Consider the following 17,271-nt stretch of genomic DNA (forward strand, 5'->3'; position numbering starts at 1 on the left):
GGCGTGGCGAGCACGGATTGGCATGGTGATGCAGTCGTGGCGCGACCATTCGCGTTGGGGTGTGAGCGAGCTCCTTGATCACCTAGGTAAATATTATGCCCCGTATACAACCGGTCACCTTCCGGCACCGTGCGGGTGGTGGAACAGGCCGAGAGTGCTATTAGCCCGATGGCGAGGATGCGGATGTTGCTGTTGGTCATTGGTCTCTCAGTTTTTGCTTCTTGGTCTTTTTTGCCTGTCTCCCGAGTATCTCGCGGAATTCGTTGTAATCCATGATGAGCATGAAAGTCAGCCCCGTTTCTACCACCTGGCCCTGTATCACGGCTTCGGTGAGGTTGCGCTGGTAGGCCCTGATCCGGTAACGCCCGTCTTCGGTTAGCATGTATTCGGCAGACATGTCCCCGATGATGGAACTGGCATCCTGCCCCTGCGTCTGCGCGCCCGCTATGCCGATGTTGGAGCCCACGCTCACCGTGAGCCGGTCGTTGAACAGGCGCTTGGAAACGTCTACCTTCAGGTTCGTATTTTCGTCCTGTGTGCCCTGGTCGTTATATTCTTTCTGGCTTTCCAGGTCGAAGTTGATGTCTACTCCCTTTATCAAACTTCCCGCCAGGTTGTTCAGCTGCTGGGAAAGGATCTTGCTCACAGAATTCCGCGCGATGTCTTCCGCCGGGTTGCCGCCGCTGTTGATGCTTTCGAAAGGATTGTCGGAGATGAAGCGGTTCAGCACCAGCAGGCCCATCACTTGCTTGTTCAGCTCCGATTCCACCTGGTTGATCTGCTTGATGCGGGTATACACGACGCCGTTCAGCACGCCCTGGTCTTTCTCCGGCATATCCAGCTCGAAGGCAATGTCGGGCTTCAGCAATTCGCCGGTAATCTTCAGGAATACATATACCGGCACTTTCTGGCGGAAGCGGTTGCGCCGGGTATTGTCCGTATCTGCCGCCATGGCGTCGCCCACGAGATCCCCCGCCACCGCGTTCACTTCGTAGCGGGCGGTAATATCCACGTCGGCGCTCATAGGGTCGCCCGTCCAGATGATGGTGCTGCCTTTCTCGATCGCGAATTCACGCTTGATCAGCTGGTTAAGCGACATGGCGTATTTCCCTTCATTGATCTCGTAACGGCCCGTAAGGCTCATTTTGCTGGAAGGGTCCATCGTCAGGTTGAGCGTGGCCGTACCTTTCACTTCCAGGTAGTCGCCGTTCGACTGGTCGATGATCAGTTTCATGGTGGATTCGGGCGTCACCTCCACGTCCGCGCTCACCACGAAGCCCTTGAGGCCCGTCACGCGGGCAAGCGTATCGGGTTTGGGCCGGAGGGATGTGTCCAGCCACATGGCCGGGTCGATGAACTGCACCACGCCCGCCCGGTCGGCAATGCCCGGTTCTTCCTCGGGGATCTTCACCGTGACCATGGACTTTTCCCGGAGCTTCAGCTTCATCTGCACCCTGGGCAAATCCAGCGTCCCCCGGATCTGGGCGGTCACGTCCACGAATGCCGGGCCGTAATAAAACTGCTCTTTATTCTTCGGATCCTCCGGCCCCAGCGCCTGGAAGTTCTCCGCCGTGAGGTCGAGGTTGATGTTGAAGGCTTCATAATCCTGCGTCCGGATGTCGCCGGTGATCACGGCTTCGTTGCCCGAACTGTCTGCGATCACGAAGTTGTTGAACTTCACGCCGGACTGGTCCAGCGTCAGGTCTTCCGACGGCAACCGCATGATGCTGTTGATCATCGTGACCCTGCCGGCGACTTTCTCAAAATGGAAACTGCCGAGGATGTCCGGGTCGTCCATCGTGCCTTTCAGCGTGGCGTTCCCGGTAAGGTGCCCGCTCATTTCCGTCACGTTACCGAAAGTAAACGGCTGGACGCTCTGCATGTTCAGCTTCGTGATATCCAGCCGGATGTCCATCACATCGGCGTAAGTGCCGCTCACACGAAGGTCGTTGTCGTTACCCTGGCCCTTCAGCGTAGCGTCGAGCGCCACGGCCATCTCCGCATTGGTTTTGGCCGTAGCGGCGAGGCGGCCGAGGGAGGCGCCCATCACGGCAAGACTGTCAATCGTCAGGTTGCCGTCGATCAACGGCGTTTTCTCTATTTCGCTGATGGTAAACGTGCCGTTGCTGATCCCTTCCGCCAGGGCCGTATCTTTTTCAATGAGGGAAGTAATGGTACTCAGCCTGAAATCCTTCAGCGCCACGGTCAGATCGGGGAGGAGCGCGCCCTGCGCGAGCGGGGCCGAGGTGATTTTCAACTCCTGCGCGCCCCGCTGCAGGCCGATGTCGGCAAACGCGACGCCGCCATGCAGGATGAGCACTTTATTATCCCCGCTCACGTCCCATTCCTGCCGGTTGAGCAGCAGGTCTTTCTTGAGCGAAATCACTAAACTGTCCTGCAAACCATACTGCACCAGCCCGCCCAGCCGGTATCGCGGCGATGCGCGGCGGCCCATGACGAGGTTCCAGTCCAGCAAACCGTTCGATGCCGTCACGTCGGCCCGCGTCCGCCCCAGCGGGATCTGCGGGTGCCGCAGCCTGCCGAGGAGCAGGTCCGCCGCCATCTTGCTGCTGTCGGCGCTGACGTTGGCGATGAGCGTATCCACGCGGAAGGAATCGTACCGCATGCCGGGGATCGTGATGTTGGCGAGGAGCAGGCTGCTGTCGGTATCCATCCGGCCGTTCAGGGTAACGGGCCGGCGCAGTTCCAGGTCGGGGAGCAGCTTGGCGAGGGATTTCGGGATAGCGATACTGCCGTTGAAATGCAGCCACTGGCTTTCCGCTTTCTTCGCCTTTGCGGTGGCGGATGCAGCTTCGAGATGGCGCGTTACCATATTGGTGGCGTCTGTCGCGAAGGTCTGGTAATTGAAATCGCCGTTGGCGGTGATATACCCGAATGGCCCCGTCAGGCTGATGCGCTGCAGGCCTTCCACAACGCCCGCCCGCAGCTGGATGGAATCGAGGGAGTAAAGGTTCTCCGCGTCCGCCAGCTGGATCTTGGACACGATGGCCCAGGCTTCCAGGCGGCGGGGGCTGAGATTGGCGACCTCCGCCTCCACGCAGGTTTTGACGGACATGGGGCTGGTGGTCCAGTTCGTGGCCATGAGGTCCAGCTTGTCGAGGTCTGCGCGCAGGGCGATGTCCGGGTGCAGCGTATCGAGCCGCCCTTTCAGGTCGAAGCGCGCCTGTGCATTGGTGTCGCGGATGCTGCCCTTCGCGCCGTAAGCGCCGGCGATGAGCGTGGCATCCACCAGTATGTTTTGGTAAGTATAACGGTTGTAAGTAAACGATGTGATGTTGACGCCGGCTTTGATATTCGCTTTCTGCGGATCGGTGCCCCTGCCGTTGGCCGTGACTTTCCCGGAAAAGCTTCCCATGGCCGTGTCGCCCAGGATGCGCCCCGCCTGCAGGTTCCGTGTGTCGAGGGCGAGCTGGTAACGTATCTTGTCCATATCCGTAAAATCGGCGACTTCGCCCCGGATATCAGCGTTCCCCATATCGGTCTTGATGGCCAGGACGGGCTTCAGCAGCTGCATGCCCCCGCGGATGCTGCCGTCCACATCCAGGCGGCCGGGCAATTGCATGCTGGCGGGCAAAGTGCCCGCAGGCAGCCAGGACTCCATGCCCCGCCGCGTGGTGCGGAGCGTCAGCGTAGTGATATCGGCGCCCATTTTTTCGGTATTGGTCACCTGGTAAGCGTCTCCTTTAATATACAGGTAGTTCCTGTCATTGTCTTTCACCTCGATCCCGGGTATCTCCAGTTTCGCCAGCGTGCCGCCCAGTTTCCCTTTCAGGTCGAGGCGCTTTTTCCAGAGCGGGGCCAGCGATGTGTTGCTGCGCATGTCCGGCACGAAGTACAACGCCTCGCGGAGGGTGAGCTGCGAGGGGCGCACGTCCGCCGTTACCTTCATCAATTCGGGGTGGGCCGACAATGCGTCCCACGAAGGAGTGAGCAGCTGCAGGTCGGCGGCGATGTGGCTGGCGCCGGTCTGCAGGATGAAGTCCTTCAGCTGCGCTTCCTGCGGGGTATAGCGCACCTTGCCGGTGAGGCGCTTCAGTTCAAGGCCGCTCTGCTCTTTCAGGGAAGCATCGCGGACGGTGAGCAGCGTGCTGTCGGCACTATAATATATATCACCGGCATCCAGGCGGAGGCCGGTCAGCCCGATGTAATTGTAATCCACCGCTTCCCTATACCCCAGCTTCTTCGCCGTGTAATTGTTCATGGCGAAGTCCGTCTCGCGCACGTTCACCTGTCCCGCGATCACCCGCCAGGTATTGGTGGAAGATGTATCCGGCGGTGTGGCAGTGGTGTCGCGCCCCTGCCGCATGTCCAGCGTGGCGGTGGTTTTCTCCAGCGTCAGTTCTTCGGCCGCCACGAGGGTTTCCAAAAGACTGAACCGCATTTTGCGAAGCTCCAGCCTGCCCACGGCGCCCGTGGTTTCGAGGCCGCTGGTTTCATCGGAATACGACCATTGTGTATTGCGGATGTTCAGCTGGCGCGCACCCAGGTTAAAGGCGGCGGCCACCGTGTCGGCGACGGGCGGCGGAGGAGGGTCCGCAACGGGCCGGTACAGCTGCCGGATGCTGGCATTCAATCCATCCACGTCGAAATTCCGCAGGTAATACATCCCGTTCTCCGGCTGCAGCGTGTCGGGCAGGGCTTCCAGTTTTTTTAGGTGTACATTGGCGAGCATCCCGCCCAGGCTGTCGTTGAAGCGGACGTATATGCGGTCGAGTTGCACGTTGCCGATATTATACCGCAACGTGGTGCCCGACTCTTCGATGAGGGTATCTTCCGGCGCGGCGGGGGAGCTGAAGGCGTCGATAACGAACTGGTAGTTGAAGGCGGAATCCTGCAGGGGGCGGTAAACGTTTACCACGGCGTCTTCCCAACGCAGGGTATGTACGCTGATCTCGTTGCGCAGGAGGGAAAGGAGGTTATAGCGGACGGAAAGCTCGCCGCTGGAGAGCAGCGTATCTTTCCGGGTATCTTCGACGTAAACGTCCGTGAGCTTGATGGCATTCCACCACGAAATCCGCAATCCGCCGATGCGGACGTTGGTTTTCAGCTGCTTTTGCAGGTACGATTCGGCTTTTCCGCGCATGAAATTTTGAACCGGCGGAAGCTGCAGGAGCAGCAGCAACACCACGGGCAGCAAAATTATCGTCAGCACAATTCCTATGATCCAGCGAAATATCTTCTTCCGGCGAGGGGTATTCACGTATGTATTACAGTTTTATATGGTGAAAGGTTAAACAATGCTGCTTCAAATTCCGTACCTGCCTCAAAAATAAGGGATAAACCCTTAGTGGAAACCGGAAACGCTGAAAATCACATATGTATAATTATAATGAAAGAAAAAAAATGTATAATTTCGTTCCCGGTTGTATGTGGAACCGGATACTTTTTTACCGGTATGTGTCGTTGTTATAGTTCAGTAACTCCTTAAAACATTTCACCTTGAAAAAAATCACCGGCATCGTATTGCTGCTTGCTGCCCCTTTTGTTTCAAAATCACAGGACTGGCATATCGGAGGAACCGCCGGGATCAGCAACTATAACGGAGATCTTACGGAGAAGCGTATTGACTTCAAGCACATCGGGCCCATGATCGGCCTGCAAGTGAAACGGGACATTAACCGCTGGCTCACATTGCGCGGCGGAGTTACGTTCGGACTGGTTTCGGGGGACGACAAGGACAGCGAAGGCATCGGCCGCCGGGCAAGGAACCTCAGCTTCAAATCCCCCGTTTTCGAAGGGCATGTAGGCGCGGAACTGAATATCCTGGATATCGACGATAAAGGCTTTACCCCTTATATTTTCGGCGGAGTCGGCCTGTTCGGCTTCAATCCCTCCGCGAACGACGTCAACGGCAACCGCATCTACCTCCAGCCGCTGGGCACAGAAGGGCAGGGGCTGGCGCAATGCCCGGAACGCGGAAGTTTATATTCCCTGGCGCAGGTGGCCATCCCGTTCGGCGCGGGCTTCAAATACCTGTTGTCCGACAAGTTCACGATCGGCCTGGAAGTAGGCCTGCGCGCCACGTTCACCGATTACCTCGACGATGTGAGCACCACTTACGTAGATCAGAACACCCTGCTGGCCGAGCGTGGCCAGCTGGCGGTGGATATGGCATGGCGCGGCGATGAACTGCACGGCGGATCTTACCCGCTGGATGGCGCGCAAAGAGGCTCGGATAAGAATAAAGACTGGTATGCCTTTTCCGGCGTAACGTTCATGTACCGCCTCGGCAGCTCCGGCGGCAACCGCAGCACGAAATTCTCCAAATGTTTCCGCATGTAAAATATTTTGGCACGATGGTTGCGTAATAGTAAGCACATTACAACGCCCCCAATCAAGTCCAAATAGAAAAAGTAAAAGACCGTCTTTCGTGACGGTCTTTTTTTTATGCATAAAAATAATCGGTAGCCATGCACACAAAAAGTTGTGTATCGCGAAACGCAAGTGTGGAGCGGCTTTGGGGAGAAATATCTACATTGGCATACTTCTTGAATTAACAGCCGCAAGTCCGGCAACCGCCAACATCAAAAGGGGATGAAGGACCAGATCAATCTAAAACCAGCAGGCTATGAAAAAGCTACTCCTCCTGGCGCTCCTTCTCGGGGCAGCCTATGCAACGCAGGCACAACATGGACGGTACGACAGAGATTCCCGTTACGACAGAGATTACCGCCGCGGAGACGACGATTGCGACGATGACGACCGCCGCGGGCACAAGCATTACAAGCGCGGGCACAAGCATCGCGGCCATCATCATCATCATGATTACCGCCGGTACGACCGCCGGACGGAAAGGGTGGTAGTGGTAAGGCCGCGCTACCCGTTCCCTCCGCCGCCGCCCCCGATACCACTGCCTCCCCGGCCGCGCGTATCCGGCGTGATCGTTTTTGGTAACTGATTATAGTATATCTTTTGTTGTCACAATAATAATGTACCGCAAAAAGTCCCCGGTTCCCCGGGGCCTTTTTGATTGTGTATAGGCACAAAAAAGACGCCGGGTGCCGGCGCCTTTTTTTATCATCTGTAGTAAGCCTGCGCTTACTTATGGATCTCGGAGGAGAAATGAAACTCGATATCGGGGTTGTTGGCCCGCTCCGTATTGAGGTACCATTCCGATTGCGCGAGGTATACGAGGTGCCCGTCTTTGTCCATCACCACGTTGGCGCCTTTGAAGCGGATGAACTCTTCCAGCTTCTTTTTGTCGCCGGTGATCCAGCAGGCCTTGTAAAAGGGCAGCGTATTGAACTGGCAGGATGCGCCATATTCCTGTAACAGGCGGTATTGGATAACCTCGAATTGCAGATCGCCCACGCAGCCGATGATCTTGCGGTTGCCGTTGTGCTGCGTGAACAGCTGCGCAACGCCTTCGTCGGTAAGCTGGGAAATGCCTTTTTCGAGTTGCTTGGTCTTCATCGGGTCCTTGTTCACCAGCTCCTTGAAAAGTTCGGGCGAGAAGCTCGGGATGCCGGTATAGAAGAAGTTTTCGCCTTCCGTAAGCGTATCGCCGATCTTAAAGTTCCCGGTGTCGAACAGGCCCACCACATCGCCGGGGAACGCATCGTCCACGATGTTCTTTTCCCGCGCCAGGAAGCTGTACGGGTTCGCAAAGCGTACGTCTTTGTCGAGGCGCACATGGTGGAAGTATTTATTCCTTTCAAACCGGCCGGAACATACGCGCAGGAAGGCGATACGGTCGCGGTGGCGGGGATCGAGGTTGGCGTGGATCTTGAAAATGAAGCCGGAAAACTTATCCTCCGTAGGCTTCACCACGCGGGTGCTGGCCTCGCGGTCGCGCGGGGTGGGAGCGATGTCCACGAAAGTATCCAGGAGGTCTTTCACACCGAAGTTGTTCACCGCGGAGCCAAAGAACACGGGCGCCAGTTTCCCTTCGAGGTAAGGCTGCGCGTCGAACTCATCGTATACCCCTTCGATCAGCTCCACGTCGTTGCGCAGCTGGGCGGCGTCGGTGGTGTTGAAGAGCTCGTCGATTCTCGGGTCCGTCATGTCGGACATGGGAACGATATCGTCGTCGGTCGCCTTGCGGTTGGCCGCGAAAGACACGAAGCTCTTGTCGTACAGGTTGTAAACGCCTTTGAAGTCCTTGCCCATGTTGATAGGCCAGCTCAGCGGGCGCACCCTGATATTGAGCAGCTCTTCGAGCTCGTCGAGGAGGTCGAAGGGGTTTTTACCGTCGCGGTCGAGCTTGTTGACGAAAATGATCACGGGGGTGTCGCGCATGCGGCAGACTTCCATGAGCTTCTTCGTTTGTTCCTCCACGCCCTTCACGCAGTCGATCACCAGTACCACGCTGTCCACCGCGGTGAGGGTGCGGTAGGTGTCTTCGGCGAAGTCCTTGTGACCGGGGGTATCCAGGAGGTTAACGAGGATATCGCGGTATTCGAAGGTCATCACGGAGGTGGCTACGGAGATACCGCGCTGCCGTTCGATCTCCATGAAGTCGGAGGTGGTGTGTTTCTTGATCTTATTGGATTTCACCGCGCCTGCCGTCTGGATGGCGCCGCCGAACAGGAGGAATTTCTCCGTGAGCGTGGTTTTACCGGCATCCGGGTGGGCGATGATGGCGAATGTCTTCCTTTTATTAATCTCGTTGATGTACTTCATCGTTTTGCAAATGGCAGCAAAGGTACATTTTTCCGGGAAAAAGGAGCATGCCGTGTACGTTTGGCATTGGTTTATATGTTATTTTTGGTTTATGCTATCTTCCCTCAAGATCTTATGGAACAGCTTGAAAATGGCCCTGCAGGAACTGCGGGTGAACAAGCTGCGTACCTTCCTGTCGCTCCTGGGCATCACCATCGGTATCTTCTGCATCATCGCGGTGCTGACGGTCACCGACAGCATGGAATCGTCGATCCGGAAAGACCTTAATTCACTGGGAACCAACGTTATCTATGTGGAGAAATGGCCGTGGGACGGCGGGGGCGAATGGTGGCAGTACGTCAACCGGCCGCAGCCGGAGTTCCAGGAAGTGCGGCAGATCCGGGAAAGAGTGGGCTCGGCCGATGCGGTGACCTTCACCTTTTCCACCGGCGGCCGTAAGATCGAGTATGGCTCGGATTATATGGACCAGGTGATCCTGATCGCCACCTCTTCGGACCTGGATAAGATGCAGACGATCGAACTGGCGGCGGGGCGGTATTTCAGCCCTTCCGAGTTCAACAGCGGGTCCAACGCCGTGCTGCTGGGCTGGAACCTGGCGGACGGGCTCTTCGGCGACGCGGAGCTGGCCATCGGGAAGGAAATCCGGGTATCCGACCGCAAATGCCGGGTGATCGGGGTGCTGAAGCGGAAGGGAGAAAGCCTGATCGGCGGGGTGTTGAATGATGATTGCGTATTGATGAATTATCTCCATGCCCGCACGATCGTAGACGAGCGCAACTGGAACACGAATACCACGATACTGGTGCGCGCGGCCGACGGGATACCGACGGCCCAGCTGAAAGACGATCTCACCGGCGTGATGCGGGCCATCCGCCGCCTGAAACCGGCGCAGTCGAACGACTTTGCGCTGAACGAGATCACCACCGTGCAGGGGGAATTGACGACGCTGTTCACCTACATCAACGCCGGCGGCTGGATGATCGCGGCGTTTGCTTTGCTGGTGGGTGGTTTCGGGATCGCGAACATCATGTTCGTGACCGTGAAGGAAAGAACGAATATCATCGGCCTGAAGAAGGCGATCGGCGCCCGTCCGGGCGTTATACTCACCGAATTCCTCATCGAATCCATGATCCTCTGCATGGTGGGCGGCGGCCTGGGCTTGCTGATCGTATACGGCGGCGCGCTGATCGCCAAAAATATGTTCAGCACCTTCCAGATCGGCCTTTCGGTAGGGAATATCATCCTGGGATTCTCGATTTCCGGGGTTGTGGGCATCATTGCAGGATTCATCCCGGCCTGGAGCGCCAGCAAGATGGACCCTGTGGTGGCGATCCGGAGTAATTAACCGTACTTAACGGCTATTTCAAAGCATCATCCCGACAGTAATTTGATCACGGTGCCCGCACCGGATGCATTAATAGGTCGCAGATACGCATTTTCATGTCGCGGGGATGCATTAATGGGTCACAGATGCGCATTTTACTATCGCGAGGAAGCATTAATGGGTCGCGGCGGGGCGTTTTTCTATAACAGGAATGAATTAATGGGTCGCGGCGATGCATTTTCCTATCGTGGCGATGTATTAATGGGTCGCGTCATGGTATTCCCCTGTCTTGGAGATTGATTAATGGCCATCGAAAAACAACTCTAAAGTGGCATAGGTCAGAAAGGTTACCCCGGTTATGCTTTTCAAAAAAAACTACAATTCATTTAGTTGAACGGGATCTTGACTTCCCTTTTTTTTTCTCCCGGTAGATTTACTAAACCTATCTTTCAATACTTCAAAACCGGTCGCGGCACCGGGCACTCCGGCTTTCGTTGCTGTCTTTATCAATTGGTAAACCATCAGGGCGGAACCATACGCTTCCGAACCCGCGAGCTTCCTCGTACATCGCACCTTCTCCAGCACATCCGCCAACTGGAATTCAATTTCATCCAGTTGGTCATACAATGCCAGATCCTTCGAGATTTCCTCCGGCGAAATGAAATTTGGAATAATGGCCTTGTTTACATCGAATGATTTAATCACATCCTCTACAAACACTTTATTGGATGTATTAATTTTAGTCAGCCTCCGCTTTTCCGTTTCATTTAATCCTATCAGAAAAGGCATGGCTTTAGCAAGTTCTGCCAACGACTTTTTAACGGACTGCACGTCCTTTTCAGCCATGCTGGCCGATAATCTGTTTTGAGGTGTTTCAGTCATTTCAATAAATTTTTAGGGTAATAAAAATCAATCTTCCGGATCAATACAGGCATCAACAAACCAGGGGCAACCTTACATTTCAACAACGTCCTTTCAACTGCTGTTCCATCGAATATAACCAAAATCAAAACACCACAAACTATTCTATATGAATCACATACATGTTTGAGTGCATCGGTGGCACATCTATTGCCTTACATGAATATCTTTGCACTCAATTCAACAGATACATGAAACACATATTCCTCGCCGGCGCCCTATGCGTGACAATGTTCTCAGGCTGTGAAACCACCCAGCAGATCCTCAGCACCCTGCCAGCCTCCACCGGCCAGCCCAACAGCTTCCAGATCGCGTCCGGTCTTAAAGAAGCCCTCACCATCGGCGCACAGAACTCCGCCAGCCGCCTGTCGTCGCCCAACGGATTTTTCGCCAACGCCATGCTTAAAATCCTCATGCCCCCCGAAGCTCAGAAAGTGGAATCTACCCTCCGCAGCCTCGGCATGGGCAGCGTAGTTGATAAAGCCATCCTCGCCATGAACCGCGGCGCTGAAGAGGCCGCCAAATCCGCCGCGCCCATCTTCGTCAACGCCATCAGGCAGATGACCATCACCGACGCCATCGGCATCCTCCGCGGCGGCGACTTCGCGGCTACCGATTACTTCAAACAAAGAACCACCGCGGCGCTCACCACCGCCTTCAGCCCCGTCATCAACAACGCCCTGAAGAAAGTGGACGCTACAAAATATTGGGCGGACGTCTTCACCGTTTACAACAGGTTCTCCAAAACGCCCGTCAATACCGACCTCACGGCCTACGTCACTGAACGCGCCATCAATGGCATCTTCCATGAAGTAGGGGTGGAGGAGCAAAAAATCCGGAAAGATCCCGCCGCCCGCGTCACCGAATTGCTCAAAACGGTTTTCGGCAGCCAGCTGGCCCAAAACAGGTAATTTTTCCCCCGGCGGAAGCTGCGACTCCGCACTTCTGCCGGTAACGCCCCATTTTTTTTTCGAAGCTTTCCCTTAAATTCGCGGACTTATGCCGGTAAACATACTTGCCATAGAGTCTTCCTGCGACGATACCAGCGCAGCCGTCATCTCCGACGGGAAAGTACTGTCCAACGTCATCGCCGGGCAGGCGGTGCACCAGCAATACGGTGGCGTGGTGCCGGAGCTGGCCTCGCGCGCCCACCAGGAAAACATCGTTCCCGTGGTGGACCTCGCCCTGAAGAAAGCCGGCATCCAGCCGGAAGACCTCAGCGCCATCGCCTTCACCCAAAGCCCCGGCCTCATCGGTTCATTGCTGGTGGGCAGCTGCTTCGCCAAATCCATGGCCCTGGCGCTCGGCCTCCCGCTGATCGGCGTCCACCATATGCAGGCGCATGTACTGGCCAACTTCATCGACGATCCCAAGCCTTCCTTTCCCTGCCTCTGCCTCACCGTTTCCGGCGGGCATACGCAAATCGTACGGGTAGACGGGCCGTTGCAGATGTCCGTCATCGGCGAAACCCTCGACGATGCCGCCGGCGAAGCCTTCGATAAATCCGCCAAACTCCTCGGCCTGCCGTACCCCGGAGGGCCGCTGGTCGATAAATACGCCCGGGAAGGCAACCCCAAAGCCTTCCGCTTCCCGGAACCGCAGATACCGGGGCTGGACTTCAGCTTCTCGGGCCTCAAAACGTCGATCCTTTATTTCCTGCAGGAGAACAAAGCCAAAGACCCCGCCTTCGTGGACAACCACCTGGCCGATATTTGCGCTTCCATCCAGCACCGGATCGTTACGATCCTCACCAACAAGTTGGTGAAAGCCGCGCAGGAAACGGGCATCACCGAAATCTGCATCGCCGGCGGCGTCAGCGCCAATTCCGGCCTCCGTAAAGCCCTGGAAGACCTGGGGCGGCAATACGGTTACAACACTTACATTCCCCAATTTCAGTATTGTACAGACAACGCCGCCATGATCGCTATGACGGCGCATTTTAAGTATCTGGCCGGGGCTTTCAGCCCGGCCGACATTGTACCCACCGCCCGAGCGGCATTTGATTAAAATTGTTATGAGCAACACGTGGTTTCAATTCCAACAGTTCAGAATCGAACAAGGCAACAGCGCTATGAAAGTTTGCACCGACGCGTGCTTACAGGGCGCCTGGACAGCCCGGCATCTGCAAAAATCAAAACCCGAGCGCATCCTTGACATCGGCGCAGGGACCGGCCTCCTCGCCCTGATGCTCGCACAGGAAACATCCGCTGTTATCCACGCCATTGAGCTGGACTCCCCATCAGCGAAGGAAGCTGTAGTAAATTTCGGGTCTTCCCCCTGGTCAACCCGCCTGTGGTTGATCGAAGGCGACGTCCGCACGTACAACACCGACGAACGGTATGATTTCATCATCTCCAACCCGCCATTTTTTAAGAAAAGCCTCCGCAGCCCCGATGCTCGCCGGACAGCCGCCATGCATGCCGCCACCCTTAGTTTCACGGACCTGCGGGACGCTATCGCGCGCCTGCTGAAACCCGGCGGACAGTTTTCGGTGATGCTGCCGCCCGCGGAATTCCAGGAGTTCCGGGAACTGGCGTTGGAGAAGGGGTATTATGTGCACACTTTGCTGAATATCCACAGAACGGCTTCGGACTATGCGTTCCGGGCAGTAGGTATTTTCGGGGAAGGCGAGGTCGAATTCGAAACCAACGTCCTGACCCTCCAGGACGCGGATCTTGATTACACTGTAGGTATGGCGCAATTACTGGGCCCTTATTACCTCTACCTCTAGATCCCAACAATTGCATTTATAAACCAAACGGCCGCCCCGGTAACGAGGCAGGCCGTTTGGTTTTTTTATGCGTTCAACCACCGTCAGGCGAAGTCGAGGGGCAGGTCTTGCCGGTTCGGATCGTTGGGGTAATCCAGGTCCGGGATAGGGTAGCTTACCGTTTCATGGACAAGATCTTCCTGCCGGATCGCCGAACGGCGGACCAGTGTGGCTTCGATGACGTCGGGGATCATGACGTCGCCGGCGCCGTTGCCCGCGATATCGTAGGCGACGAACGTTTCGCCGTAGTTGTTGCCATGGACGTGCACCAGGGCGAAGTCGGCCCCCAGCAGCCGCAGGATTTTTTCTACATCCCGCAGGCGGTTTTTCAGGTCATGGAATTCGAACACCAGCTGGTTCACCTGGCCGAGGCAGGCCAGGAAGCGGGGATGATCGAGCAGCCCGTATTCGCCACCTTCGATATCGATTTTCAGCAGCAGCGTTTCATTCTTGAGCCGGAACCTTTCGATGTGATGTTCCAGCGTATCGTACTGCCCGTTCTTCTCCGGCGAAATGCCTTCTTCCACATACCCGATATGGCGGGCCTGCAGCACGCCCAGGTAGTTTTTCCAAAACCTGGTCTCGCGCCGGTATTTGCGGGCCTCCCTGAATTGGAGGGATTTGAGGAAACGGCGGTACTTGCGGCGGTAGGCGGCAGGTGCTTCAAATAAGGTCGGGTCGAACATAAGAACGGGCTTCCCGGTCCGTGCGTTGAAATCTTCCTCGAAAGAAGTTTCCCAGCCCACGCCATACGTCAGGAGCCGGTCTGTAACGGCGAGCGTGCCGTTGTACACAACGTAGCCTCCGTCTAAGTTCCGGCCGATCCGGGTTTTGTTCTTAATGCCAATGGGCGATAGGAAATCGATTTTGTTCATATGCTATGGTTTCTGGATGCTGCTGTTAGCTAAATTGCTGTTGGATGATGGCAATATCGGAAATAATCGCCGGAAATCTTCCGGTTTGCGGGGATGGGGATGAAACAAATAAACGAGATTTAGAAACGGATCGACTAACGCCGCACATGCGGGATGATGTATTTTGAAACACCAAAATCCACGTCATGAAAATCGTTTGGACCATATTCGCGGCACTGCTGATCTCATCCGCACATGCAAAACCTGTTACTCCGTTGCACGACCGTTCAATGGAGGTGACCTGGCCCGCCGGAAACGCCGGTACCGGCAAAGTCATTTTCGATCTTACCCCCGGCAAACCCCTGTTCAGCGAAATCTCCCTGGCGGGCAAACGGATCGCGGCCGCGGTGGACCCGGCGTTCGTTGTGACCGTTGGCCGGAGGGACCTCCTTTCGCAGAACGGCTGGAATATCTTCTTCGACAAAGTGCCCAACAGGCCGTATCAAACATATTTGTTGTCGGTAGAGAAATCGGACGCGTCCGTGAAAACGGAAGGCAGCCGTACGGTGGTGACCATCGGGCCTGTTTCCACCGAAACCTTCCGCGGCCGGCTTGAGATCACGCTCTATCATGGCAGCCCGCTGTTCAATGTGGCCGCCGTGATCGCCACGGAGGCGGATGCCAAGGCGATCGTCTTCGACGCGGGGCTTTCCGCCCGGCCGGACGCCTGGCGGCAGATCGCCTGGATCAACACGGGCGACAGCCTCGTAACGGCGCCGTTTACCGCCAGCGACACCGCGCGCAACGTGCCCGTGAAATACCGCGCCATCGCCGCCGCGGGGCAAGAGGGCACCCTGGCCGTGTTCCCGCCGCCGCACCAGTACTTTTACCCGCTGGATGAGGCCTTCAACCTTCGGTTTACCTGGTACGGCAATAACTACAGGGGCCTGGTGAAAGGCCAGGGCATCGGTATCCGACAGGAGTTGCAGGGCGACAAGCGCTTCGTTCCCTGGTTCAACGCGCCGCCTAAGACGGAGCAGCGGATGAATTTCTTCTGTCTGCTCGGGGTCGGAGGGAATCCCGCGGCGTTTGCGGCCGTTAAAATGTTTACGCATGACGACAGGTACGTGCAGCTTCCGGGGTACAAGACGATGTCGAGCCATTTCCATAATGAGTTCGTGATGAAGGTGATGATGGCCGGGAAGCCTGTGCCGGAGAAGCCTGAGTTTGTGGGGGTGTTCAAGCAGTTGGGCGTCGATATCGTGCACCTCGCGGAATTCCATTACACCGCCGATCCCAGGGGGCCGGACGATAAGCGGCTGCCGCAGCTGAAGGCGCTATTCGAGCTATGTGAGAAGCAGTCGGACCGGGAGGTCCTGCTGTTGCCGGGCGAGGAGCCCAATGAGTTCTTTGGCGGGCACTGGCTGAACATCTTCCCGCGGCCGGTGTACTGGGTGATGTCGCGCAGCGGGCAAACGCCGTATGTGGAAGACAAGCCGGGGTATGGGAAAGTGTACCACGTTGGGAACAAGCAGGAAATGCTGCAGTTGCTGAAGGATGAGAAAGGCCTGGCGTGGACGGCGCACCCTCGGACGAAGGGGTCCGTCAACACCCCGGATATCTATAACCATGAAACCTTCTTTTTGTCGGACCGCTTTATGGGCGCGGCGTGGAAAGCGATGCCCGCCGATTTGTCGGAGCCCCGACTGGGCAAGCGCGTACTGGACCTGCTCGACGATATGAACAACTGGGGGACGAAGAAGACGGTCGTAGCCGAGGCGGATCTGTTCACCATTACGCAGGAGAACGAAATGTACGCCCACATGAACGTCAATTACCTCATGCTGGACAAGCTGCCCGCGTATAAGGATTCCTGGCTGCCCATCCTCGACGCGATGCAGCATGGGCGGTTCTTCAGCACCACGGGCGAAGTGCTCATGCCTTCGCTGAAGGTCAACGGAAAGCTGTCGGGCGAAACGTTCCAGTTGCCGGCAAACGGCAAGGCCGACGTGGCGCTCACGCTCAGCTGGACATTCCCCATGCATTTCGTGGAAATCATTTCCGGGGACGGTGAGAAGGTCTACCGCGAGCGGATCGATTTAAACGATACGGAAGCTTTCGGCGAGCGGAAATTCAATTTCAGCGCGCAGCTTGCCGGCCGGAAATGGGTGCGGGTGGAAGCCTGGGACGTGGCGGCGAACGGGGCTTTCAGCCAAACGTTTTACATCCGTTAGGAAGAGGGTGATTATTGTCCGTCCAATTCCCGACCTTTGCATCCGTACGGCGCCTGCCGTGCGAATCATGTAAAACGTTTATCATTGGACGATTCGATCAGTTTAAATAAGTTTATCAGCGATACCGGGTATTGTTCCCGCCGGGCGGCGGACGACCTCATTACCCAGGGCCGTGTTTTATTGAACGATAAACCGGCGGTGCTGGGCAACCGCTACAAACCGGGAGATACGGTGGAGGTAGACGGCAGCCTGATCACGGCCGCCAAAAAGGAGAAGCGCGTGTACCTCGCGCTCAACAAGCCCGTGGGCATCACTACTACTCCCGAGCGGCACATCAAGGATAACATCATTAGTTTCGTGGGTTACCCGCAGCGGATATTCCCCATCGGCCGTTTGGATAAGGATTCGGAGGGATTGATTTTCCTCACGAACGACGGTGATATCATCAACAAGATCCTCCGCGCCACGAACAACCACGAGAAGGAATACATCGTGCGGGTGAACAAGCCCATCAATACGGCGTTT

General features: G+C 56.3%; 13 protein-coding genes. 8 read left to right on the forward strand and 5 right to left on the reverse strand.

The window, feature by feature from the left end; translation table 11 throughout:
- Window positions 1-200 (reverse strand): hypothetical protein (locus tag Q0510_RS19370; RefSeq protein WP_298715454.1); only part of this gene is annotated, 200 nt, incomplete at its 3' end.
- Entirely contained in the window at window positions 197-5,221 is a 5,025-nt protein-coding gene (locus Q0510_RS19375) for a translocation/assembly module TamB (protein WP_298715455.1), read from the reverse strand. The genes Q0510_RS19370 and Q0510_RS19375, both read right to left, overlap by 4 nt.
- Window positions 5,222-5,460: 239 nt before the next feature.
- Here Q0510_RS19375 and Q0510_RS19380 point away from each other — a divergent pair, with 239 nt between their 5' ends.
- Together Q0510_RS19380 and Q0510_RS19385 are read left to right on the forward strand one after the other, a co-directional pair.
- A complete protein-coding gene (locus tag Q0510_RS19380) occupies window positions 5,461-6,303 on the forward strand; it encodes a DUF6089 family protein (RefSeq protein ID WP_298715457.1) in 843 nt (280 codons plus the stop codon).
- A gap of 286 nt (window positions 6,304-6,589) precedes the next feature.
- Window positions 6,590-6,919 (forward strand): hypothetical protein, encoded by a 330-nt coding sequence (locus Q0510_RS19385; RefSeq protein WP_298715458.1) that lies wholly within the window; start codon window positions 6,590-6,592, stop codon window positions 6,917-6,919.
- 140 nt (window positions 6,920-7,059) lie between these two features.
- Here the strand turns inward: Q0510_RS19385 and Q0510_RS19390 are convergent, their stop codons facing one another.
- Window positions 7,060-8,643 carry a peptide chain release factor 3 gene (locus Q0510_RS19390; protein ID WP_298715459.1) on the reverse strand — a complete coding sequence of 528 codons (1,584 nt, stop codon included), beginning with the start codon at window positions 8,641-8,643 and terminating at the stop codon, window positions 7,060-7,062.
- A gap of 91 nt (window positions 8,644-8,734) precedes the next feature.
- Between Q0510_RS19390 and Q0510_RS19395 the strand changes: the two genes are divergently transcribed.
- Entirely contained in the window at window positions 8,735-9,988 is a 1,254-nt protein-coding gene (locus Q0510_RS19395) for an ABC transporter permease (protein WP_298715461.1), read from the forward strand.
- 354 nt (window positions 9,989-10,342) lie between these two features.
- Here Q0510_RS19395 and Q0510_RS19400 read toward each other — a convergent pair whose 3' ends face one another.
- Window positions 10,343-10,849, reverse strand: a complete 507-nt coding sequence (locus tag Q0510_RS19400; RefSeq protein ID WP_298715463.1) for a hypothetical protein — start codon at window positions 10,847-10,849, stop codon at window positions 10,343-10,345.
- Between the two features lie 230 nt (window positions 10,850-11,079).
- Here Q0510_RS19400 and Q0510_RS19405 point away from each other — a divergent pair, with 230 nt between their 5' ends.
- From Q0510_RS19405 to Q0510_RS19415, 3 genes are all read left to right on the forward strand, one after another.
- Window positions 11,080-11,799, forward strand: coding sequence for a DUF4197 domain-containing protein (locus tag Q0510_RS19405; protein ID WP_298715466.1), 720 nt, complete (start codon window positions 11,080-11,082; stop codon window positions 11,797-11,799).
- Between the two features lie 88 nt (window positions 11,800-11,887).
- Window positions 11,888-12,895: a tRNA (adenosine(37)-N6)-threonylcarbamoyltransferase complex transferase subunit TsaD gene (gene tsaD / locus Q0510_RS19410; protein ID WP_298715468.1), complete on the forward strand. Its 1,008-nt coding sequence runs from the start codon at window positions 11,888-11,890 to the stop codon at window positions 12,893-12,895.
- A 7-nt stretch (window positions 12,896-12,902) separates the two neighbouring features.
- Window positions 12,903-13,619 carry a methyltransferase gene (locus Q0510_RS19415; RefSeq protein WP_298715469.1) on the forward strand — a complete coding sequence of 239 codons (717 nt, stop codon included), beginning with the start codon at window positions 12,903-12,905 and terminating at the stop codon, window positions 13,617-13,619.
- 83 nt (window positions 13,620-13,702) lie between these two features.
- Here the strand turns inward: Q0510_RS19415 and Q0510_RS19420 are convergent, their stop codons facing one another.
- Window positions 13,703-14,533 (reverse strand): FkbM family methyltransferase, encoded by an 831-nt coding sequence (locus Q0510_RS19420; RefSeq protein WP_298715470.1) that lies wholly within the window; start codon window positions 14,531-14,533, stop codon window positions 13,703-13,705.
- 185 nt (window positions 14,534-14,718) lie between these two features.
- On the opposite strand from Q0510_RS19420, the gene Q0510_RS19425 reads away from it, so the two are divergent.
- On the forward strand, window positions 14,719-16,746 hold the full coding sequence (locus tag Q0510_RS19425; protein WP_298715471.1) for a hypothetical protein: 2,028 nt from the start codon (window positions 14,719-14,721) through the stop codon (window positions 16,744-16,746).
- An 84-nt stretch (window positions 16,747-16,830) separates the two neighbouring features.
- A partial coding sequence (locus tag Q0510_RS19430) for a pseudouridine synthase (protein WP_298715472.1) occupies window positions 16,831-17,271 on the forward strand: 441 nt, incomplete at its 3' end.

It is taken from the genome of uncultured Chitinophaga sp., from assembly GCF_937874145.1.
GTDB lineage: Bacteria > Bacteroidota > Bacteroidia > Chitinophagales > Chitinophagaceae > Chitinophaga.